The 20,646-nt window shown below is 43.2% G+C and carries 25 protein-coding genes and 1 pseudogene; 15 read left to right on the top strand and 11 right to left on the bottom strand.

Annotated elements, in window-relative coordinates; translation table 11 throughout:
* Positions 1-107 precede the first annotated feature (107 nt).
* From hemF to FTV29_RS11025, 5 genes are all read left to right on the top strand, one after another.
* A complete protein-coding gene (gene hemF / locus FTV29_RS11045) occupies positions 108-1,064 on the top strand; it encodes an oxygen-dependent coproporphyrinogen oxidase (RefSeq protein ID WP_005094200.1) in 957 nt (318 codons plus the stop codon).
* 134 nt (positions 1,065-1,198) lie between these two features.
* Complete coding sequence (locus FTV29_RS11040; RefSeq protein ID WP_005094202.1) at positions 1,199-1,405, top strand: hypothetical protein; 207 nt, start codon at positions 1,199-1,201, stop codon at positions 1,403-1,405.
* A 98-nt stretch (positions 1,406-1,503) separates the two neighbouring features.
* Complete coding sequence (gene aroE, locus FTV29_RS11035; protein WP_005094203.1) at positions 1,504-2,292, top strand: shikimate dehydrogenase; 789 nt, start codon at positions 1,504-1,506, stop codon at positions 2,290-2,292.
* A gap of 396 nt (positions 2,293-2,688) precedes the next feature.
* Complete coding sequence (locus FTV29_RS11030) at positions 2,689-4,512, top strand: acyl-CoA dehydrogenase C-terminal domain-containing protein (protein WP_100357830.1); 1,824 nt, start codon at positions 2,689-2,691, stop codon at positions 4,510-4,512.
* Positions 4,513-4,858: 346 nt separating this feature from the next.
* Positions 4,859-5,068: a cold-shock protein gene (locus tag FTV29_RS11025; RefSeq protein WP_004281542.1), complete on the top strand. Its 210-nt coding sequence runs from the start codon at positions 4,859-4,861 to the stop codon at positions 5,066-5,068.
* A 221-nt stretch (positions 5,069-5,289) separates the two neighbouring features.
* Here the strand turns inward: FTV29_RS11025 and hemW are convergent, their stop codons facing one another.
* Entirely contained in the window at positions 5,290-6,444 is a 1,155-nt protein-coding gene (gene hemW / locus FTV29_RS11020) for a radical SAM family heme chaperone HemW (RefSeq protein ID WP_180075515.1), read from the bottom strand.
* Between the two features lie 126 nt (positions 6,445-6,570).
* Between hemW and FTV29_RS11015 the strand changes: the two genes are divergently transcribed.
* Together FTV29_RS11015 and FTV29_RS11010 are read left to right on the top strand one after the other, a co-directional pair.
* The gene (locus tag FTV29_RS11015; protein WP_005168764.1) at positions 6,571-7,029 is read left to right on the top strand and encodes a DMT family transporter; all 459 of its coding nucleotides are present in this window, start codon (positions 6,571-6,573) and stop codon (positions 7,027-7,029) included.
* A 40-nt stretch (positions 7,030-7,069) separates the two neighbouring features.
* Positions 7,070-8,446: an MATE family efflux transporter gene (locus tag FTV29_RS11010; protein ID WP_005094210.1), complete on the top strand. Its 1,377-nt coding sequence runs from the start codon at positions 7,070-7,072 to the stop codon at positions 8,444-8,446.
* Here FTV29_RS11010 and FTV29_RS15305 read toward each other — a convergent pair.
* Entirely contained in the window at positions 8,435-8,575 is a 141-nt protein-coding gene (locus FTV29_RS15305; protein WP_005094217.1) for a hypothetical protein, read from the bottom strand. The genes FTV29_RS11010 and FTV29_RS15305 overlap by 12 nt on opposite strands.
* Positions 8,576-8,964: 389 nt before the next feature.
* Between FTV29_RS15305 and FTV29_RS11000 the strand changes: the two genes are divergently transcribed.
* On the top strand, positions 8,965-10,263 hold the full coding sequence (locus tag FTV29_RS11000; protein WP_180075514.1) for an AarF/ABC1/UbiB kinase family protein: 1,299 nt from the start codon (positions 8,965-8,967) through the stop codon (positions 10,261-10,263).
* A 97-nt stretch (positions 10,264-10,360) separates the two neighbouring features.
* A complete protein-coding gene (locus tag FTV29_RS10995; RefSeq protein WP_180075513.1) occupies positions 10,361-10,612 on the top strand; it encodes a type B 50S ribosomal protein L31 in 252 nt (83 codons plus the stop codon).
* A gap of 86 nt (positions 10,613-10,698) precedes the next feature.
* Here FTV29_RS10995 and crcB read toward each other — a convergent pair whose 3' ends face one another.
* On the bottom strand, positions 10,699-11,079 hold the full coding sequence (gene crcB, locus FTV29_RS10990) for a fluoride efflux transporter CrcB (RefSeq protein WP_004281556.1): 381 nt from the start codon (positions 11,077-11,079) through the stop codon (positions 10,699-10,701).
* Between the two features lie 175 nt (positions 11,080-11,254).
* Between crcB and FTV29_RS10985 the strand changes: the two genes are divergently transcribed.
* Positions 11,255-11,587, top strand: a complete 333-nt coding sequence (locus FTV29_RS10985) for a HopJ type III effector protein (protein WP_180075512.1) — start codon at positions 11,255-11,257, stop codon at positions 11,585-11,587.
* A gap of 70 nt (positions 11,588-11,657) precedes the next feature.
* Here the strand turns inward: FTV29_RS10985 and FTV29_RS10980 are convergent, their stop codons facing one another.
* Entirely contained in the window at positions 11,658-12,221 is a 564-nt protein-coding gene (locus FTV29_RS10980) for a hypothetical protein (RefSeq protein ID WP_034608360.1), read from the bottom strand.
* A gap of 191 nt (positions 12,222-12,412) precedes the next feature.
* Here FTV29_RS10980 and FTV29_RS10975 point away from each other — a divergent pair, with 191 nt between their 5' ends.
* Positions 12,413-13,042, top strand: coding sequence for a class I SAM-dependent methyltransferase (locus tag FTV29_RS10975; protein WP_180075511.1), 630 nt, complete (start codon positions 12,413-12,415; stop codon positions 13,040-13,042).
* Positions 13,043-13,060: 18 nt separating this feature from the next.
* On the opposite strand, the gene FTV29_RS10970 is transcribed toward FTV29_RS10975, so the two are convergent.
* Together FTV29_RS10970 and FTV29_RS10965 are read right to left on the bottom strand one after the other, a co-directional pair.
* Positions 13,061-13,639 carry a hypothetical protein gene (locus tag FTV29_RS10970; protein ID WP_180075510.1) on the bottom strand — a complete coding sequence of 193 codons (579 nt, stop codon included), beginning with the start codon at positions 13,637-13,639 and terminating at the stop codon, positions 13,061-13,063.
* Positions 13,640-13,667: 28 nt separating this feature from the next.
* The gene (locus tag FTV29_RS10965; protein ID WP_005094229.1) at positions 13,668-14,135 is read right to left on the bottom strand and encodes a Holliday junction resolvase-like protein; all 468 of its coding nucleotides are present in this window, start codon (positions 14,133-14,135) and stop codon (positions 13,668-13,670) included.
* A gap of 124 nt (positions 14,136-14,259) precedes the next feature.
* On the opposite strand from FTV29_RS10965, the gene FTV29_RS10960 reads away from it, so the two are divergent.
* From FTV29_RS10960 to FTV29_RS10945, 4 genes are all read left to right on the top strand, one after another.
* Positions 14,260-14,904 (top strand): ParA family protein, encoded by a 645-nt coding sequence (locus FTV29_RS10960; RefSeq protein WP_005094230.1) that lies wholly within the window; start codon positions 14,260-14,262, stop codon positions 14,902-14,904.
* 128 nt (positions 14,905-15,032) lie between these two features.
* On the top strand, positions 15,033-16,163 hold the full coding sequence (locus FTV29_RS10955) for an AI-2E family transporter (RefSeq protein WP_373683609.1): 1,131 nt from the start codon (positions 15,033-15,035) through the stop codon (positions 16,161-16,163).
* Between the two features lie 122 nt (positions 16,164-16,285).
* The gene (gene sodC, locus FTV29_RS10950; protein ID WP_005168781.1) at positions 16,286-16,828 is read left to right on the top strand and encodes a superoxide dismutase family protein; all 543 of its coding nucleotides are present in this window, start codon (positions 16,286-16,288) and stop codon (positions 16,826-16,828) included.
* A 303-nt stretch (positions 16,829-17,131) separates the two neighbouring features.
* Entirely contained in the window at positions 17,132-17,434 is a 303-nt protein-coding gene (locus FTV29_RS10945; protein WP_005094233.1) for a DUF3817 domain-containing protein, read from the top strand.
* Between the two features lie 74 nt (positions 17,435-17,508).
* Here FTV29_RS10945 and FTV29_RS10940 read toward each other — a convergent pair whose 3' ends face one another.
* From FTV29_RS10940 to FTV29_RS10925, 5 genes and pseudogenes are all read right to left on the bottom strand, one after another.
* A complete protein-coding gene (locus tag FTV29_RS10940) occupies positions 17,509-18,738 on the bottom strand; it encodes an MFS transporter (RefSeq protein ID WP_005168783.1) in 1,230 nt (409 codons plus the stop codon).
* A 172-nt stretch (positions 18,739-18,910) separates the two neighbouring features.
* The gene (locus FTV29_RS15160; RefSeq protein WP_252721262.1) at positions 18,911-19,237 is read right to left on the bottom strand and encodes a hypothetical protein; all 327 of its coding nucleotides are present in this window, start codon (positions 19,235-19,237) and stop codon (positions 18,911-18,913) included.
* A 16-nt stretch (positions 19,238-19,253) separates the two neighbouring features.
* Positions 19,254-19,493 carry a hypothetical protein gene (locus FTV29_RS15155; RefSeq protein WP_005094237.1) on the bottom strand — a complete coding sequence of 80 codons (240 nt, stop codon included), beginning with the start codon at positions 19,491-19,493 and terminating at the stop codon, positions 19,254-19,256.
* Positions 19,494-19,575: 82 nt separating this feature from the next.
* Complete coding sequence (locus FTV29_RS10930; protein ID WP_005094245.1) at positions 19,576-19,953, bottom strand: hypothetical protein; 378 nt, start codon at positions 19,951-19,953, stop codon at positions 19,576-19,578.
* A gap of 104 nt (positions 19,954-20,057) precedes the next feature.
* Positions 20,058-20,646 (bottom strand): annotated as a pseudogene (locus FTV29_RS10925) (RNA-guided endonuclease InsQ/TnpB family protein); the annotation flags it as partial.

The following is a 20,646-nucleotide window of genomic DNA, read 5'->3' as shown; positions in this document are numbered from 1 at the left end:
TCAAATTTAAAGCCTGGTTCAATCCACTACATTGCTAAATAGACCTTAATCTTTGACTGATTTTATGCTTTGATGTAGCTAGTTTTTTATTTTCCTACGAGGCTCTGATGCAGCATCCTACATCTGCGGATATTCAACGCGTTCGTGAATTTCTCCTCGACTTGCAGGCACGGATTTGTGCAGCACTGGAACAACAGGAGCGTGCTGGCGGCGGTACGGCCGAATTTATCATTGATGACTGGGAACGTCCTGAAGGTGGTGGTGGCCGTTCGCGTGTCTTGCAAAATGGTACCGTGATTGAGAAAGGCGGGGTGATGTTCTCCCATATCAATATTTCCAAACTGCCCGCTTCAGCCACTGAACGCCATCCCAATATTGCCGGTGCCAAGGCGCAAGCGATGGGTGTATCGCTGGTCATCCATCCGAAAAATCCGAATGTACCAACCTCACATGCCAACGTGCGTTTATTCGTTGCAGAAAAAGAAGGGCAAGATCCAATCTGGTGGTTTGGTGGCGGTTTCGACCTGACGCCGTTCTATCCAAATGATGAAGATGTCCTTTCGTGGCATCAGACGGCGCATGATCTGTGTGCGCCATTTGGTGAAGAGATTTATCCTGAACATAAACAATGGTGTGATGATTATTTCTATTTAAAACATCGTGATGAACAGCGTGGTGTCGGCGGGTTATTCTTTGATGATCTGAATCAGTGGGATTTTGATACCTGTTTCCAGTATATACAGGCCGTGGGCAATGGTTACCTAGAGGCGATTCTGCCGATTTTCCAGCGTAATCAGGATAAGCCTTATACCGAAGCACAACGTGAGTTCCAGTTATATCGTCGTGGCCGTTATGTCGAATACAATCTGGTTTATGACCGCGGTACGCTATTTGGTTTGCAGACCGGCGGCCGAATTGAGTCGATTCTGGTGAGCTTGCCTCCGCTGACCGGCTGGTCCTATCGTCCTGAATGGGATGAAGGCTCGCCGGAAAAGCGTTTGACTGATTACTATCTGAAACCCCATGACTGGCTCACAGAATTAAAATCAACTGCAATGAAATGATACAAACAGCCCTCAAATAGAGGGCTGTTTTAATCCATTATTCCTCTATACTGTTGCAGAGTAATCCCTGATTTGGTCGCGGCATCCTATCGCTACATCGATCACAATCTATTAGATGTCTAGTGAGAATAACAATGCATCATCTTCAATTAAATCTTCCTGTTTTTGCCTTTTGGCTTTTTCTGGCTCTCGCCATCAGTGCGATGAGTACCGCCGTTTTGAGTCATAATCTGCTTCTGGATGGCGCGGCTATTCTGGTGAGTATCCTGACTGTGGTCGGAGCTGTGCTTAGTATGGCGCTGGTATTTGCAGAACATATTATGGACATCTGCAGTTCCTAAACCGCACTTCCAGCCCCCTTATTTAAAACAGCGCAGGCTTTAGTCCCTGCGCTTTTTCACGTATATTGATGCTCATTTCAGCACATGGACATTGTGAAATGAGCAAACAATTTGCCGTGATTGGTAATCCGATTGAACAGTCACGCTCTCCAGAATTGCATCATGCTTTTGCAGCAAAAACCGGAATTGATCTAAATTACAGCAAACGTCTGGCTCCACTGGATGGCTTTGAGGCCAATATTCAGGAGTTTTTTGCCCATGGCGGAATCGGGATGAATGTCACCGTGCCGTTTAAAGAGCAGGCTTTTGCCCAGTGTCAGGTGCTCAGTGAGCGAGCCAAAATTGCCAAGGCAGTGAATACCCTGTGGATGAAAAATGGTATTTTGCATGGCGATAATACTGATGGTCAAGGTCTGGTCGATGCGATTCGTGCACTCAACTGGCCGCTGGAAAATACCAACATCCTGATTATCGGTGCAGGCGGCGCAACCCGTGGCGTGATCTATCCTCTCGCCCAGGCAGGCGCAAAAAAAATTGTGATTGCCAATCGCACCTTGGCACGCGCTGAACAACTGGTTGCGGATCTGCAGGATGCTGTAGCGCAGCTCGAATTACAGGCTATTTCACTAGAACATCTTGCAGGTGAGTTTGATCTGGTGATCAATGCCACTTCAGCCAGTCTCAGCGGTGATGCTTTGCTGCTTCCAGAAGCCTTACAGTTTAACTATGCCTATGAAATGGCCTATGGCAAGCCTTCCTCCTTCCTTGATCAGGCCAAAGCACGTGCTGTGCCAACATCTGAAGGCTTTGGCATGCTGGTCGGTCAGGCACTGGAATCTTTTTCTATCTGGAATGGCATCAAACCAGATTTAAAAGATTTTCTATAAATATCCAGTTATTTTGACCAGAGAATTCGGGTTGTAACAACAATCCGAATTGATCTTAACTCCATTATTAAAGACTAAAAATTCAGCTACTGGATTTAATGACATTTTTAACTTGAATTTTTTATTGATAACAATTGAGTACAATTCATACAAAAGTAGCACTAGACAATCTGGTGTTCAATTCATTAAAGTCCAATCAGATAAGAAGTTTTCAACCTTTCTGTACGCTGACAGCCAGAAGATGAAATCATCCGATTTTATTGGTTGGCTCTAAGACTCGATTCGCTTTTCTGACATTTTTATTTGCTTGCCTTATCAATGTTTTTTTATCTCAAATATGAATAATCAAAGAATCGATACAGATAATCCAAAACTATTTTAATCAGGATTAAACGCATGCCAGCATATAAAGCCCCTTTACACGACATTCGCTTCCTTATGAATGAAGTGCTCGATTACCCTGCGCACTACCAGAATTTGTCGAATGGTGAATATGCCGATACCGACACGGTAGACATGATCTTGGAAGGTGCAGCAGATTTCTGTGAAAATGTACTTTCACCTCTGAATGAAAGCGGTGATGCTGAAGGCTGTCATTTTGAAAATGGCGAAGTGAAAACGCCTAAGGGCTTTAAAGACGCTTATGATCAGTTCGTCCAAGGTGGCTGGCAAGGTCTGTCTTATCCTGAAGAGTTTGGTGGTCAAAACCTGCCAATGTCTTTAAACCTGATCAAATCGGAAATGATGGGAACTGCAAACTGGTCATTCCAGATGTATCCGGGTTTAAGCGTGGGCTGTATCAATACCATTATCCAGTACGGCACCGATGAGCAGAAGAATACCTATCTGCCGCATCTGGTTGCGGGTACTTGGGCTGGCACCATGTGTCTGACTGAGCCGCAATGTGGTACTGACTTGGGTCAGGTTAAAACCAAAGCCGAGCCGCAAGAAGATGGCACGTATGCCATTTCAGGAACCAAAATCTTTATTTCCGCAGGCGAGCACGATCTCACTGAAAATATCGTACATATCGTGCTGGCGCGCCTTCCGGATGCACCGCAAGGTACTAAAGGCATTTCACTGTTTATCGTACCGAAATTTATTGCTGCTGCCGATGGTGGCATCGGTGAACGCAATCCAGTCAATTGCGGTTCGATTGAACATAAAATGGGGATTCGTGCCTCAGCAACAGCCGTGCTGAATTTCGACAAGGCCACGGGTTACTTGATTGGTGAACCGAATAAAGGCTTGCATGCCATGTTCACCTTCATGAACACTGCGCGTATTGGTACTGCGATTCAAGGCATCTGTCATGCGGAGTTATCCTTCCAAGGTGCTCTGCCGTATGCCAAAGAACGTATGTCGATGCGCGCCCTGTCTGGCAAAAAAGATCCGGAAAAAGTGGCGGATGCCATCATTCATCATGCCGATGTACGCCGTATGCTGTTGACGCAAAAAGCCATTGCCGAAGGTGGCCGTGCCATGATTTATCATGCTGCGCAAATTGCCGACAACATGAATGATGCTTTATTGCGTGGCGATACCGCTGCCTTTGAACAGCATGATGATCACTTAGGTTTCTATACCCCGATTCTAAAAGGCTTCCTGACTGAAATGGGCTATGAAGCATCGAATCACGGTATGCAAATCTTTGGTGGTCATGGCTATATCAAAGAATGGGGCATGGAACAGATCGTGCGTGATTCACGTATCTCTACCTTGTACGAAGGAACGACAGGTGTACAGGCACTCGATCTGATCGGTCGTAAAGTACTGTTAACCTCGAAAGGCAAAGTGATTCGTGATTACACCGCTGAAATCCTGAAATTCTGTGGTCAGCATGCGCGTAATAAATATATGCGCCGTTTTGCCTGGGATCTCACCAAGCTATGTGCCCAGTGGAATGCATTAACTGTTCGAATCATGCTGGCAGCCCGTAAAGACCGCGACATCGTCTCTTCTGCTTCAGTCGATTTTCTGATGTTCTCGGGCTATGTGATGATGGCATACTTCTGGGCGCAGCAAGCCGCAGTTGCCTCAGCCAAACTGGCTTCTGGCGATGGCGCAGAAGTACCTGAGTTCTATAAAGCAAAAATCAAAACCGCTGATTTCTATTTCGAACGTATTCTGCCTCGTACCCAAGGTCATGCTGAAGCGATGGTGAATCCATCCAAAACCATGACCGCGCTGGCGCCAGAGCACTTTAGTTTTGATTACTAAGCTGTAAATTGAATTACAAAGAGCGCTTCGGCGCTCTTTTGATTGAGAGCTACCCTTTTAAAACCCTAAAAACACTGATCTGAATACAAAATATACAGGTTTAATTTTATATTTTTCAATAGCCTAATAAATTAGATAAATAAAACGCTTGTATATCTCAAAATAAGCGGTATGATAATCCCAACTAGAAAAATTCTTGTTTTGGTTAGTTTCTTTTAAGTATCGCAGTTTTAGTCATAAACCTTCGTATTACAGATCAAAAAGCTCCATCCTTTTTATTTTTCAAAGTTACAGTTAGTCATCTGAAATTTTGGCTATAAATTCATACGATTCAATAGGTTACATTATGTCTAATACAGTTAACGGTACAGTAAAATGGTTCAACGAAACTAAAGGTTTCGGTTTCATTCAACAAGAATCAGGTCCAGACGTTTTTGCTCATTTCAGCGAAATCACTGGTTCAGGTTTCAAAACTTTAGTTGAAGGCCAAAAGGTTTCTTTCAGCGTAGCTCAAGGTCAAAAAGGCCCTACAGCTGTAAATATCGTTGCTCTATAATTTAGAAGCAAGATATTGAAAAAAAGCACTTTTAGAGTGCTTTTTTTGTGCTTGTAATTTCTCTTATTCAGCTCTAGCTTTTAAAGCTTATTTGTTTGATCTAAAAACCGGTGTGCTCTATGCCAAGCTAAAAATTCCTGATCTGGTAAAATCTGCACAATAAAAAACCCTCATATAGATTTATGAAGGTCTTTGAAAAATGTTCAGAAAATAAAAATCAGTTAAAGAAATTCTTCCAGTACCGAATTTAAGAAGATATGCCCCTGCTCGGTACATGCAAGCCGGTTTTGGTCATCGATCATTAATTTTCTTTTACGTAAAGAGCTTAATAAATCTTGTAAAGTATCCAAACTTTGACCAGTACGCTCGATATAAAATTTAGCCTCTACGCCCTGATTTAAGCGTAGCGCATTCATCATAAACTCAAATGGCATCTCTTCAGCTTCAATACGCTTAAACTGCAAATGTTCAGCAGGTACTTTGGCTAAGTAATCCTTAGGTAAGCGGGTTTTCTGGAAACGATATACGCCATCAGGTTGAGTCACTTTGCCATGTGCACCCGCACCAATCGCCAGATAATCGCCGAATTGCCAATAATTCAGGTTATGCGCTGAAGGTAATTCTTTACGCCAGGCAGAAACTTCATAATTGATAAAGCCTTGAGCTTTGAGGTAAATTTCACCCTGCTCCTGAATATCTTCAAGTACATCATCTACCGGTAGAATAGGTTGGGTACGGAAAAATACCGTATTCGGTTCAATCGTCAGCTGATACCAGGAAATATGTGTCGCGCCATTTTCTACCGCAAGTTTTAAATCATGCAAGGCCTGATCTAAAGTCTGCTCAGGCAAGCCATGCATTAAATCGACATTAATTCGTTGAAAGCCTGCTTCACGCGCCAATCCAATCGCAGAAATCGCATCTTCATTGCTGTGAATCCGACCCAAACGTTTAAGATGGTCAGTATTAAAACTCTGCACCCCAATCGACAAACGGTTAATGCCAGCCTGCAAATAACCTGCAAATGGGTCATGCTCTACCGTACCAGGATTAGCTTCCAGCGTAATTTCACAGCCTTCTGCAAAGGGAATAATGGCTTGCAACTGATCAAATAGCCACTGATAACCTTGAGCAGAAATCAGCGACGGCGTACCGCCACCAATAAACACACTATTAATCTGACGGCCTTGGGCAAAATCGACCTGCGTTTTAAAATCCTCAACCAAGGCATGTAAATATTCCTGTTCTAGTTCCAGTGATAATTCACCATCAGGAACAGCATGCGAATTAAAGTCACAATACGGACATTTGCGCACGCACCATGGCATATGAATATATAAAGACAATGGGATAACAGCAGGATTCAATTCAGCCAAAGAACTACTCAAAAACGACTACAAGATATAGCTGAATTTTAACATGACTCGGCAGCAACACTGCTAAAATTAAAATGATCACCGGGTTATATCTAAAAACTCAAATAGAATTAGACAGTTAAAATTATGAAAATATCTTCTCAACTGATTATTTTACTTCCTTTAGTCTTTACAATTGGTGTTTTGCTGACGCTTCAAACCGCAATTAACACGCAACTGAAAGAATATTTATATTCTCCTATGCAAGCTGCATTTTTTTCCTTTTTGATTGGTACAATAGTGCTCGCTGTGATTGTACTTTTTCAGTCCAATCCCAAACCCGGTTTACAGGAATTAATGAATGTTCCCTGGTATTTATGGCTTGGGGGCATCGTGGGTGTCTACGCGATTAGCATGAGCATTTATGCAGCCCCCAAACTTGGCTTTCTGGTGCTTAGCGGCCTGATTATTTTTGGTCAGATGGCCATGTCGATGCTGGTCGATCATCTGGGTTTATTGGGCAACGAAAAAATGCCGATTAACTGGCAACGTCTTTTAGGCGGCGGAGTAATTTTTATTGGTGTGCTTCTCACTTTACAACGCTAAACCCCTCTATTTAAGCACATGATCACGATGAGTAATTTTTGTGTCGAATGTTACACCGGTTACGACCTTTGGTTTTGAATTAAAAAAACTGTTTCATCTGATGTTACCTATTCTGGTAACCCAATTTTCCCAAGCAGGTTTGGGCCTGATTGATACCATTATGGCAGGTCATCTGTCTGCGACCGATCTTGCAGCAATTGCAGTCGGGGTGGGTCTATGGATTCCGGTGATGCTGCTGTTTAGCGGCATCATGATTGCCACGACACCCTTGGTGGCTGAAGCGAATGGCGCACGTACCCCTGAAAAAATTGCCACCATTGCCCGTCAGTCACTTTGGGTGGCCCTGATTCTGGGGATTATTGCTGGCCTGATTTTGCAGCTGTTGCCAGCGACTTTACCAATCTTAGGTGTACCGGAAAGCTTGCAGCCCAAAGCCGGTTTATTCCTGCATGCAATTGGTTTTGGTATGCCGGCAGTGACTATGTATGCCGCTTTACGTGGCTATTCAGAAGCGATTGGTCATCCACGTCCGGTGACCGTCATCAGCCTATTGGCACTGGTGTTGCTGGTTCCACTGAACTATGTATTTATGTATGGAATTGGCCCTGTTCCAGCCTTGGGTAGTGCCGGCTGTGGTTTTGCTACGGCAATTTTACAGTGGTTAATGGTCATTACTCTGGCACTGTATATTTTTAAGAATAAAGCCTATCAACGCACCCAGCCGTTTACTCATTGGGAAAAAATCAACCCGGAATGGATGAAACGCATCTTGCAGCTTGGTCTGCCGATCGGACTGGCGATTTTCTTTGAGGTCAGTATTTTTAGTACTGCGGCGATCGTGCTCAGCCCTTTGGGAGAAACCATTGTTGCTGCGCATCAGATTGCCATTTCAGTGACCTCACAGCTGTTTATGATTCCAATGTCACTGGCGATTGCCCTGACCATTCGGGTCGGCACCTATTATGGCGAACAGAACTGGCAGGCAATGCGTAAAGTGCAATATCTCGGCCTGATCACTGCCACTATTCTGGCAATCCTGACCATGATTTTGCTTTGGGTGTTCCGTAATGAAATCGTGGCGCTCTACACCTCGGATATGATCGTGACCCAAATCGCGGTCTATCTGATTCTGTTTGCGATTGCTTATCAACTAATGGATGGCTGGCAGATCAGTGCAGCAGGTTGTCTGCGTGGGATGCAGGACACCAAAGGCCCTATGTGGATCACCATGCTGGCTTACTGGGTGATTGCCTTCCCGGTCGGGGTGTATCTGTCCCGCTTTACTGACATGGGCGCAGCCGGTGTCTGGGTTGGCCTGATTGTGGGTCTGAGTGTGGCCTGTGTACTTTTATTAGCTCGTTTATATGGCAACAATAAACGTTTAAGTCTCGACCACTCAATGCGTTCAGCCGATTAATTCAAGCTGGAAAATGCGCTGCGATTCAGGATCCAGCGCATTTTTTAATGCTTTGGAAATCTCTGATTCGTCTATCACATCTTTGATCAGCAGCGGCTCTACAACCACCTCCGTGCCATTAAAGCGCATGGTGGGTGAATCATCTAACTTAGGTCCTGTATTTAAAGTTTAAGTGATACGCACACAAAAATACACATCATCTTGAGCAGTAAAATATCGATAGACTTTCATTGAATTTTCTTCATTACTGCGAGTTGTTTTATTTATACTTTTGGGACTAAAACAACCTTTAGTATGATTATGCAGCCTGACCTAAAACAATGATGTATTCAGGAATCTTGTTTGGGTTTAAGTACAGGAGATGAAGAAAAATCTTCTGATAAATCAAAGATCATGCACCAAAGATGGAGAAGTTAAAGAAAATCACAACACAACCTCTACAATTAAATCTAGGCAATTGAATCTTTGTCACCTATGATCAAATACATCAAATAATTGTTGGTTTCAAGGAATCTCGCATGGCAAAAACGGCTAGCACACCCGGTCGTCGCTTTATGAAACTTGCCGGAATGACCGCAAGTATTGCAGGTAAAACCCTATCCAATTCAATTAAAAATTTAACTGCCGACGAAGAGCAGAAAAATACTGCGCGCAGCAAATTATTTCAGGATATTGGTATACAAATCGCGGATACCTTGGGAGAAATGAAAGGCGCGGTCATGAAAGTTGGTCAGATCGCCTCGCAATATAAAGATATTTTTCCACCCGAAGTTGCCAAAGCCATTGCCAAATTGCAACGTCAGGCACCGCCCATGCCATTTAAGGACATTCAGGCGCAAATTGAAAAGGAACTCGGTAAACCTTTACAGCAATTATTTCAACAGTTTGATGAACAGCCTTTTGCCGCAGCATCGATTGGTCAGGTACATAAAGCCACTTTACCCAATGGCCAGCAAGTGGTGGTCAAGGTACAGTATCCGGGGGTCGATGAAGCCTGTGAAAGTGACCTGAAACAGGTACGTCTGGCGCTACGCATGATGGGCGTTTTAAAGATTGACCGTAAACTTCAGGATCAGTTATTTAAAGAAATCCAGCATAGTCTGGACAATGAGCTCAACTATGAAATTGAAGCTCAGAACCTAGAAGTTGCCCGCGCCTTCCATGAATCCCTGGATCATAAAATTGTGATTCCACAGGTTTTTCATGAATATTCTTCACGGCATATTCTAACCTTGAGTCAGGAAATGGGAGAAAGTATTGAAATCGCCAGCACCTGGCCACAGGAAACCCGCAATGCCTTAGGGCGCCGTCTGCTGCGTGCGATTGGTCAGGAAATTTTTTATCTGAAACGCTTTCACTGTGACCCGCATCCGGGCAACTTTGCCTTTCGTGAAGATGGCTCTGTGATTGTTTATGATTATGGTGGCGTTAAGACTCTTTCGACTGAAGTGATTGGGCATTTCCGGGAACTTATTCATGCCGCACGCGAGAAGAATATTCCCGTGATTGAGCAACAGTTAGATGCGCTGCATTCCTTGACTGAAACCGGAAAATTCCCGACTGAACTGTATGAACAATGGCTGGAAGTTCTGATGCGTCCACTGGTCACCCATTATGATTTTGCTGAAAACTCGGCCCATCATGATGGCATGGAGTTGCTCAAACCTTCTCTAAGATATTGGGATGTGTTTAAGCCATCTCCAGATACGCTCATGGTGAACCGGACGATTTCAGGACAATACTGGAACCTGATTCATTTAAAAGTTCATGATGATCTGAGTGATGTATTTGAAGAACTGGTGCCGAGTCGAGGTTAATTTTGACCCCAAAGGCTTACACGCTGTAACTCTAGATAACTTGAAATACCAAATGTTATATTATAACATTTCATTAAGAATCATAAGGGAATTATATATGCGTCCAGATATTCATCCAGCGTATCGTGAAGTGTTATTTCATGACACCAATGCCGATACTTATTTTGTGATTGGCAGCACAATGAGCTCTAGCCAGACTAAAGAATATGAGGGGAAAACATATCCTTATGTCACGCTTGATATTTCAAGTGCTTCTCATCCCTTCTATACTGGCGAGCAGCGTCAAACCAGCAATGAAGGTCGCGTGGCAAGCTTTAATAAACGTTTTGGCCGCTTTAAACGTGGTTAAAACTAAAAACCGTCGATTATCTTGATCTTCAAATCGTGGTTTATGTCAGGAAATAACCTCCAGTTTCCTGACTTTTTATGTCTGTTTCAGCTTTGAGCCAAAGCCAGTGAAGTCAAGTAAAAACCCAGCGCCAGAACGATAATTCCAACAATTACACTCGACAGCGCATACAATAGAGCTAAACCTACAGCGCCATGTTTCAAAAGCTGAAAGCTTTCCAGACCAAAACTGGAAAATGTGGTAAATCCGCCCAGTATCCCCACCATTAAAAACAGACGTGCTTCCTGTTGCAGCATTGGATATTTTTGGCTACAGGCAAAAAAGATCCCTGCACATAAGCAGCCCAGAATATTGACCCACCAAGTCGGCCAAGGAAATTGCATCTGTGGTTTTAGCAACCAGAGCCCTGCTGCATACCGTAAACTGGCACCCACTGCCCCACCGATTGCCACCCAAAGCCAGCCCATATACGTTCCTATTCTATTTATTGATCCAGTTGATTTGATCCGAAATTTCAAATTAATTATGAATCATTTTCATGATTATCTTGAACTGAAAACCTATTAAATACCATGGAACTTCGCAAGAAAATTGCTATATTCATCGCATCGAAATTTTTATTGATTGCAAAGGGAAAACAGCATGGCACAAGATTTATTGGCACAATTGGCCGCAGGTGAGGCAAAATTTGCAGATGTGATTGCCTATATCGAAACGCGTTATACCCATACCCCGACTGCATTTAAAAATGGCCAGCAGAGCAATGCAACCACTGAAAACCAAGGCAGCGCCAAAGTTTTTGCCTTTGCACGACTCAATGGGCTGGATCAGGCCCAAACCTTAAGCCTGTTTGCCGAGCACTATGCAGCTGTACAAGCGACGCCTCAAGCCAGCGATCATCAGAATATCCGCCAGTTTATGCAAAATGGCTGGGATGGCATTGCATTTGAAGGTCAGGCTTTAACTGCTAAATAAGCAGTTTATCAGTATAAAAAACCGCTCATAAGAGCGGTTTTTTATAGGCATCTAAATAGCAAATTTTAATTTAGCTTTTCCCAACCTGTTCAATCCACTGAATTGAACTGACACGGAATACCTCACAGGCGCCATCACCGGTATCCGTCGGGGTCAATGAAGAAGTCCAGACCAGATCTTTATCACGCACTTCAACCAGCTCACCCTGCATACGCACCAGATCACCACGTTTTACCTTTTTAATGGCCTTGGCAATTTCAGGATTGGCCGGAATGATATGCATATTGGACACCATCTGCTTGGCTTGTTCTACCGGCACGGGCACCCGATCCATTTTCCAGTTCAGATAACGGTCATATTGATTGACACTAATATGTCGGGCAATTTCAGGTTCAGCAAACAGACCCCAACTCACCGCATAATCAATCGGAGAGAATTTGGCCTGCGGATCAGCGCTATAGACTTTGGAACCCAAAATACGGAAATCACCTTTAAAAGGCTGCAAGACGGAAATCGACTGTCCTTTGACCACAGGTGGCAAACCTTTGGCAATATTGTGATCGACCGAGCTATAGCTGGAAATAGGCAGCAACAAACCGGCCAACAAAGCATAATGTTTAAAGTGTTTGAACATCATTTTTAATCTAATCCTAATCGAGTTGATCAAACGTTTTAAGGATATCTTCCTTGATCTTACGTATTTTTTAATGAATAAACAGTTGAACTTGGTAACAAACTGGGTGTATTTAGTCAGCTTGGGCATTCCCGAATATTGTATTTTTCAGTTAAGCTAAAATACATTCAGATTAAATTAAAATAACCCAAATGCTGTATCAACTTTATCAACAACACATCTTTCCGCACCTTTTAAATCAGGTGATGCAAACGCCGTCCTTGATGGATTTACGCCGTGAATTGCTTTTGAACATTTCTGGTGAAGTACTGGAAATTGGTTTTGGTACAGGGCTGAATCTGCCTTTCTATCAAGAAGTAGATCTGGTCTATGCCGTAGAACCCAATCCGGCCATTTTCAAGCTGGCAGAACCGCGCATCCAGCAGGCTGCTTTTCAGGTTGAACATATTCAGGCCAGCGCAGAAGCATTGCCTTTTGCAGAACATAGTCTAGAACATGTGATCTCGACCTGGACGCTGTGTAGTATTGCTGACCTCGGCCAAAGTCTGCGTGAGATTTATCGTGTGCTACAACCGGGCGGTCACTTGCATGTGGTCGAACATGTGCTGAATCGACAAAATTTAAATATCCAGCGCCTGCAGCATTTACTCACCCCGATTCAGAAGAAAGTCGCAGATGGCTGTCATTTAAACCGGGATATTGAAACTGCCTTACTGGAAACTGGTTTTGAAATTGAAGAATTGAATTGTATCAATGCCGCAGGGATTCCGAAGATTGGCCAGCGTATGCTGCTGGCTCGACTGCGTAAACCGCAAGGCTAATTTATTTTCGTTTTGCCGTTAATGTTGCTGCAACTGAGTCACACGCAGCAACTGACAATGGGCATGATATTCCGAGCCTGTACCCACCTGAAATTCCTGTCCCGTGCTTCCTGAATGTACTGTGACCAGATCACCGCTGAGTGTAATCTTCTGTCCTGATTTTAGCCTGCGAATCTGATTGGCAATTTTCTCGTTGGCAGCGATCAGACTAAAATGTTGGACATGCGTGTTGAGAAATTCAGCTTCAGCCTGGCTGATTTGTTCCTCGATTTGATAACAGCGTTTTGCTTTATCAAATGCTAATGTTGCCTGCATGACTGGCAGTGACTGACTGAGCAACAGCACATCGATATTACTGACATAGGCCAGATCATTAAAATGTCCAACCATAGGGCTGGCCTGATGCAAGACACGACGATTCGGTTTAACGAAACGTTTATCATGCACAGTAAATGTAGCTGAAATGGGCTGAATCGGCTCTACCGAAAAGTTTTTCAAGACACCTCGTTCTTCCAGATGTGGGATCGCACGAAAAAACTCATTCCAGACCCACAGTCCAAGCATAAACAGCAGCGCAGTGATCAGTAATTTCTGCATAATTTTTTATTCTTTTCCTTGGTTGTGCTCAATCATCGAAATCAATCCGGATGGTTTCAAAACGCACCCGCCCTTCCTGAACTGCACGGGCAATCGCTTGCTGGCCTTTGGTCAGCCGCGCTCCACCACTTTTGATATCAATCAATACCACTTCAATATCCTCTGCTTCGCCTTCGCCGTCTCTGAAATCGGTATAGCCATCAAAGACCACATAATCGACAGGATCGCCCAGAAACTTGGCATCACTGGGCAGATATTGAAATTCCGGCATGATCGGTGCGAGCTGTTCCGCCATTTTGCCTTTCAGGACTGCCCTGCTGGTATTGACACTGCGTTTTTGCGCGGCGATCAATGCCTGCTGATGTTCTAGTTCCAGCTCGGCAATATACTGCTCATATTCAGCCTTGATGCGTCCATTGCGTGTCTGACTTAAAATAATGGTGGTCAGCACCACCCCGATACATGTGCCAATCAGCATGGCCATCCATATGGACATTCAATCTTCCTAATTTACTTTATTTTTTCAGCACAATATTCGACTGAAGTTGAAAACATCAGCCATTGGTACGCTTGAAAAGAATGATATGCTAGGCAGGAACAGAATAAAATCACCTTGAGTCATGAAAACAATTTTAGTTGCGAATCAGAAAGGCGGTTGTGGCAAAACCATGACAGCTATTAGTTTAGCGTCAGCACTCGCACAAAAAGGTTATAAGGTGGCGCTGGCCGATGCCGATAACCAGAAATCGGCATTGCAATGGCTCAAGCAACGTCCGGAACAGGCCATGCCGATTCAAAGTCTGGACTGGCGCAATCACAAATCCATTGGTGATGCACCGAAGCAGATTGAGTATCTGATCATTGATGCACCGGGAGCGTTGACTGAAGATCATGCCGAGCAGCTGATCAGTGAAGCGCATGCGATTATTATTCCGATTCAGCCTTCATTTTTTGATATTGATTCGACCCGCCGTTTTCTCAAGCATTTGCAGGACATTAAGCGGATTCGTAAAGGCAAGGTTGAAATTTTACTGTTGGCCAACCGTACCAAACCGAATGCAGCCAGTAATCAGGACATACAGCAGTTTTTTGACAAGATCGACCAGCAGCCGGTGGCCTGGATTTCAGAACGTGCACCTTATAGCCGTCTGGCTATGGAAGGTCTGTCAGTCTTTGATAAACCTCAAAAAATCTATCGGGAATTACAGGATCAATGGCAACCGGTGCTGAATGCCATTATCGATGATCCCAGTCAGTGGTTTTAAGCCAGTCCGCTGAATCCTAACACTGCTTTGGGAAAATAATCACGCTACTTACCAAGCCGTCATTTTCGATCGCTTTTTTTTCAGTTAATATGCCTGAACACGACCTAAAAAATGAGCCATTAAATTCAGTGCAACAGTACGCGCCTACATTACAAAAAGTCTTATTATTTGGATTGTTCTTTATCCTGATTTTTTTGAGTTTTCATATACTCAAATATTTCATCATCCCTGTAGTTTGGGCAGCGATTATCGCCTATATGACTTGGCCCTTGTATCAGTCGGTGTTACGCATGTGCGGCAATCGGCCAACGCTGAGTGCAACCGTGATGATTCTGGCCGTGATTCTGGTGTTTGGTCTGCCATTTATCTTCGCCATTTTTATGTTGCAGCATGAAGGTCGTAATCTGTATTTTGAATTGCAGCGACAGGTCTTTTCCGGTCATCTGGATGTACCGGATTTTATTCGTGACCTTCCGATTGTCGGCAAGGAAATTAGCCGAACTTTAAATGAAATCAATACCGATCCAAACAGTATCGCGCTATCGATCTCGAGCTGGATTCAAGGTCATCTGAATTACGGCAAAGTGGTATTGAATGAAGTCAGTAAAAATATCTTTAAATTGTGTTTTGCGATACTTTCGCTGTTCTTTTTCTACCGTGATGGTCAGACCATTTTAAATCAGGTGCGTAAAGCTTTTGAGATGGTGGTCGGGCCACGTGTACATCATTATTTTTCTACCATTTCTGCCACTACACGTGCGGTGGTCTATGGCGTTGGTTTGACTGCAATTGCCCAGTCTTTATTGGCAGGTCTGAGTTATTTTGTCGCGGGTGTGCCAAATCCGATGGTCTTGACCATTGTGACCTTTATTTTCGCTCTGATTCCTTTTGGCCCACCGGTGGCTTATAGCGCAGTATCACTGTGGCTCTTTTCACAGGGACAGACGATTGAGGCGATTGGGGTGATGGCTTGGGGTGTCTGTGTTGTCAGCACTGCCGACAACGTAATTCGTCCACTGGTGATTTCTGGCGCAACACAAATTCCATTCCTGTTGATTATGTTTGGTGTTCTGGGCGGTATTGCCAGTTTTGGTCTGGTCGGCGTCTTCATTGGTCCAGTGATTCTTGCAGTCTTGCTGGCAATTTGGCGTGAATGGTTACATGAAAGTAATTTGAATGAACCCTTAATGATGCCTAAAGCCACCATGGCACATGACCTCGATCCACAGACCGAAGACACACCGCCCAAAGCACCTTAAAGCACAAATTGAGTCGACTTAAACAAAACAAAACATTTAAGTACTGATTCTATATAGAGCTTCTGATCTTGCTCTGTTTCAATAGATTTACAAAACAGAATAAAGATCAGGATGCCAATACCATGTCTTCATTGTTTAAAATTACGACACTTTGTGCGCTCAGTGCTGCACTTTTCACAGGTTGCGCCTCGACTTCTCCATCGAATGAATTGGTCAGAGCCGTGACTGTAAATGCAGTAACCGCTGAGGGGATAGGTCAAGAGATTGGCACCGTATTACTCAGTGACAGTCCAGCCGGTCTGGTGATACGTACCAACCTGAAACAGCTCCCTGCCGGTGAGCGAGGTTTCCATATTCACGAAAATGGTTCATGTGCACCCGCCATGAAAGATGGCAAGATGGGTGCAGCACTGGCTGCCGGTAGTCATTACAATCCGAACCAGTCACCCAATCATGGTACGCCGGTGACCGGTCACCTCGGTGATTTGCCTGCATTAAAAGTCAATACTGACGGTACTGCCCGTGTCACCCTGCTTGCACCACGTTTGAAACTGGCGGATCTTCAGGGTCGTGCCATTATGGTTCATGCCGGCGGCGACAACTATTCTGACAACCCCTTACCATTAGGTGGTGGTGGTGACCGCATTGCATGTGGTGTGATCTAAACAGATTAGTGTAGATATAAAAAGAAAAAGACGGGCTATCTGCTCGTCTTTTTTCATGAAATTTTCTTTAGAGTTGGCATCTAAATAACTTTTTTGCTCTTGAAATAGATCAGTTTATTGTAGGAAAACTTAAAGTTTTTTTTGCAGTTATGCCATCAATAATAGTATCGTGAAACTAAATAACCAACTGCTTTACTCGGTTATAACTCATTATAAATATTGAATATATTTTTATTTTTAAGATTTAATCTTCAATTTATATTGGGTACACTCAGGGTTAATTTAATTAAATCAGTATGTCTTATGAACATCAAAACTTTACGTCTGGTCGGTTTGTTTGAAGGGATTTCATTTCTGCTACTTTTATTTATCGCGATGCCAGTCAAATACATGATGGATAATCCGATCTTAGTGAAATATGTTGGTATGGGACATGGCGTACTATTTGTGCTGTTTTTAGTGGTGTTATTTGCGGTCTGTGAAAAGCAAAAATGGTCGCTCAGCATGTTTTTGATGGGCCTGATCGCTTCAATTTTGCCATTTGGGCCATTTTTGTTTGATCTGAAATTAAAGAAACTAGAGCAGCCAGTCGCTGAGCTTCAATAGATATTAAAATCCTCTCTCCCTCTGGGAGAGAGTTAGAGAGAGGGTATAGCCTTCCTTTATAAAAGGAAGGAGCTTTAAAACTCCCCTCTCACCTTCCGCTCAGAAATAATCTGCTTTAAGCTCAGACGCGGCAAAGTAAACCACAATGCAATCAAAATGAAAGAGGCGATGCAATAGGCCCAAATGTCATAGGCTTCATAAGCCATTCGAACTGCTTCAATCACCACGAAAAAGCTCAGCATCAGGATAATCGAAACCGTAGCAGCCACCGTACCTTTGGACACTTCAGAAGACATCAGTGCAAAACGGTACAGCACCGAGAAACTTACGCCTTCACCAAGGCTGATACAGGTGGTGCCGATAATCAGGCAATGCACAAAATAATCTGGAATAAACAGACCGAGTATTAATAAGCCTGTACCAAACAGCATCAATGGCACACCCAAGAGTACAGTTTTCCCCAGCGGCATTTTGTCGATGATTTTTAGCAAAACCAGATTACCGATAATCAAGCCGCCCAAAACCGGAAACTGCGCCAGACCATATTGCACGCTGCTGAATCCAAACTGCTCGACCAGAATTACAGGCGATAAGGCAATCCATAACATCAACGGCAGGCTGACCAAGGGCAAGGCTGCGGTCATAATTACAAAACGTTTATTTTTTAAAACCTGTTTAAAGTCATCCAGAATATAGCTAAACGGCTGCTTCGGAACACTGACTTTCAGGTTTGGCATTTTGGCTTTCAGACCAAACCAGCTTAAAAATGATAGAAATGCAATGCCGATAAAGCCCCAATGCCAGGAGATATGATCGATCATAAAGGCACCCAGCACCGGCCCGAGCAATGGCGCCAGTAAAGAAACATTGGCCATCAGTGCCATGACTTTAATGGCATCGCGTTCTTCAAAGCTTTCCTGAATGGCGGCATAACCTACGGCGGTAATAAAGGACAGTCCAAAGCCTTGTAAAAAGCGCAGGAATAAAAAGCTTTCGATATTGGGTGTCAATAAAATGGCCAGACAGCTAATTGTGAAAAATGCCACGCCACCCAAGAGTACGGTTTTACGTCCAAGACGATCGGACAATGGCCCCAAAATCGCTGCAACAAATGCCCCACCTAACAGGAAAAAGGACATGGAGGATGGCGCCCATGAACTGCTTACCCCAAAGTCACGGGTAATCGATAGCATGGCTGGTTGGATCAGGTCATTACAGATATAGACGGAAAATTCAAACAAGACCAGTGCCAGTGGAAACATGAGTGTGGCACGGGTCAGTTTTTGGGTTTGGATGTTTTGCATGGGAGTTTTTATTGTCACCCTGCTCGTTTAAGCAGGCTAAACTTTGTCTAAAATAGAAAGAGGAAATTTTAGCAGAGTCCTGTTTTTAAGTCCGTTCTCTTTTTTAATGACCTACTCAAAACAAATCAATGGAGGATACATTATTCATCTATATTCTAATAATTTATAAAAATCAAATAGACTCTACTGAGTTCCACTCTTGAAACCATTTTTCTTTTCTAGGATTTTCAAAATGAAGAATTTGTTCTACTAAGTCTATAATTAGTTGATCAATATCTTTTGCTATCGAAGATCCTAACTTTATTTTTGAAATACTTCCACTTTTTAATGGGTCACTACAGTCTAATCTAGAGTAATGATAGTTAGCCCTATCCATGATAAATTTATCAATATAATTAACATGTCCTTCTGTTGAAAAATGGTCTTGAGGAAAAAATTTTACTAAGCTCAGCCAACAGAATCTTAAAAACCAGATTAAGTCTTCATTACCTTTCATCATATTAAGAGCAATTTCGCTATCCCAATTGATATGACAGTTTAAATACACCTCTTTTCAAGTCAGGTAAAGAAAAAATAAAATTTTGATCTGCCTCTAATTCACTATCTTTCTCACGATACAATAATTTTTCTCGTAGGATTTTTTCTGATTTTCTTTTATCGTAATTGGTATAAAACCTATTTAGATAGAATAATAAGAGTGAAGCTAAAAATCCTCCAATCACGCCAATTGTAGCGGCTAATATATTTGAGTCCATCAACTCCCCCCTCTTCCCAAAAGCAAAAAGCGCATCACTAAGATACGCTTTTAACCAAATTCTGACTAAAGATCAAACACTATTATGGGCAGGCTGCTTTCTGGAAGTTTCTGGTATTTGAACCACGTGCACACTGATATAACTTTTCAGCATTCTGCATTTTCCAGCTTTTCTGTTCTTTTTTGAAATGATAAATGGTCTGAACTGATTTGACCGAATCATCCAACAAACCTGTTTCAGTCACTTTCACCTGCCCAACGGTGGGTGACTCCACATTATTAAAAAACTGACGAATCTCGACTGTTGCCAGTTCATTACGTAAATCAGGCCTCATTTTAAGTACCTGATCCAAAGGTGTATCCGAAGAAGACTGCACTTTTGCAATCACCTGCTGGGTAGTGGTACAACCCGACATCATCATACCCAGACCTAAAGCTGTAACCGCTAATAACCGTAACATATCGTTTAACCCAGATTATCCTTATTATACAAATTTATCATGCCGCGCTTTTCAGCTTAACGCTATTTAGACTATGTAACCCCATTTACACAGCATTGACATCCTCACCTCCCTGAAACGGAGGTGATTCCTACTACTAGACGCTTATGCCCAAGCGCAAGTATGTTCTTAGCTGCGTTTTCGTCCCTGTTATTGGAACTTCCGCATTCACACTCCCATACTCTTATTCGCAAATCTGCTCTACCTTTCGGACTGCTAGAAGTGATCTCACCACAGCACGAACCTTGCGAAACAATGTTTCTCAGGTTGTGAATCTCTCACTTACTTCTTCAAACATTGCCCCTGCGTTCTCGCATTTATACTTGAGCATTGTTTTGAATGCTGAAAAACCTGTATCTAAAACAGATTTTGCCATTTTAGTTTTTACAAGTTTACCCGCGCTCAGATCGCCAATAACAATCAGTGCATTTTCTCTCACAAGCATGGTGCTTGCCTTATGCAAATGATCTTTACGACAATTAGCAATTTTAGCGTGTAATGCACGTACACGTTTTTTATTCTTGGCGCGTTGAGCAATACCTAATTTCTGTTCATATTTCCGATAGAACTTAGGATTTGAAATTACAGTACCATCAGAACAGGTGGCAACGTCTTTTAAACCGAGATCAATACCAATCGCTTTAGTTGCAGTAG

It is taken from the genome of Acinetobacter sp. YH12254, from assembly GCF_013417415.1.
GTDB lineage: Bacteria > Pseudomonadota > Gammaproteobacteria > Pseudomonadales > Moraxellaceae > Acinetobacter > Acinetobacter pseudolwoffii.
The sequence above is the reverse complement of the archived record's forward strand: the minus strand, read 5'-3'. Positions and strand labels throughout refer to the sequence as shown.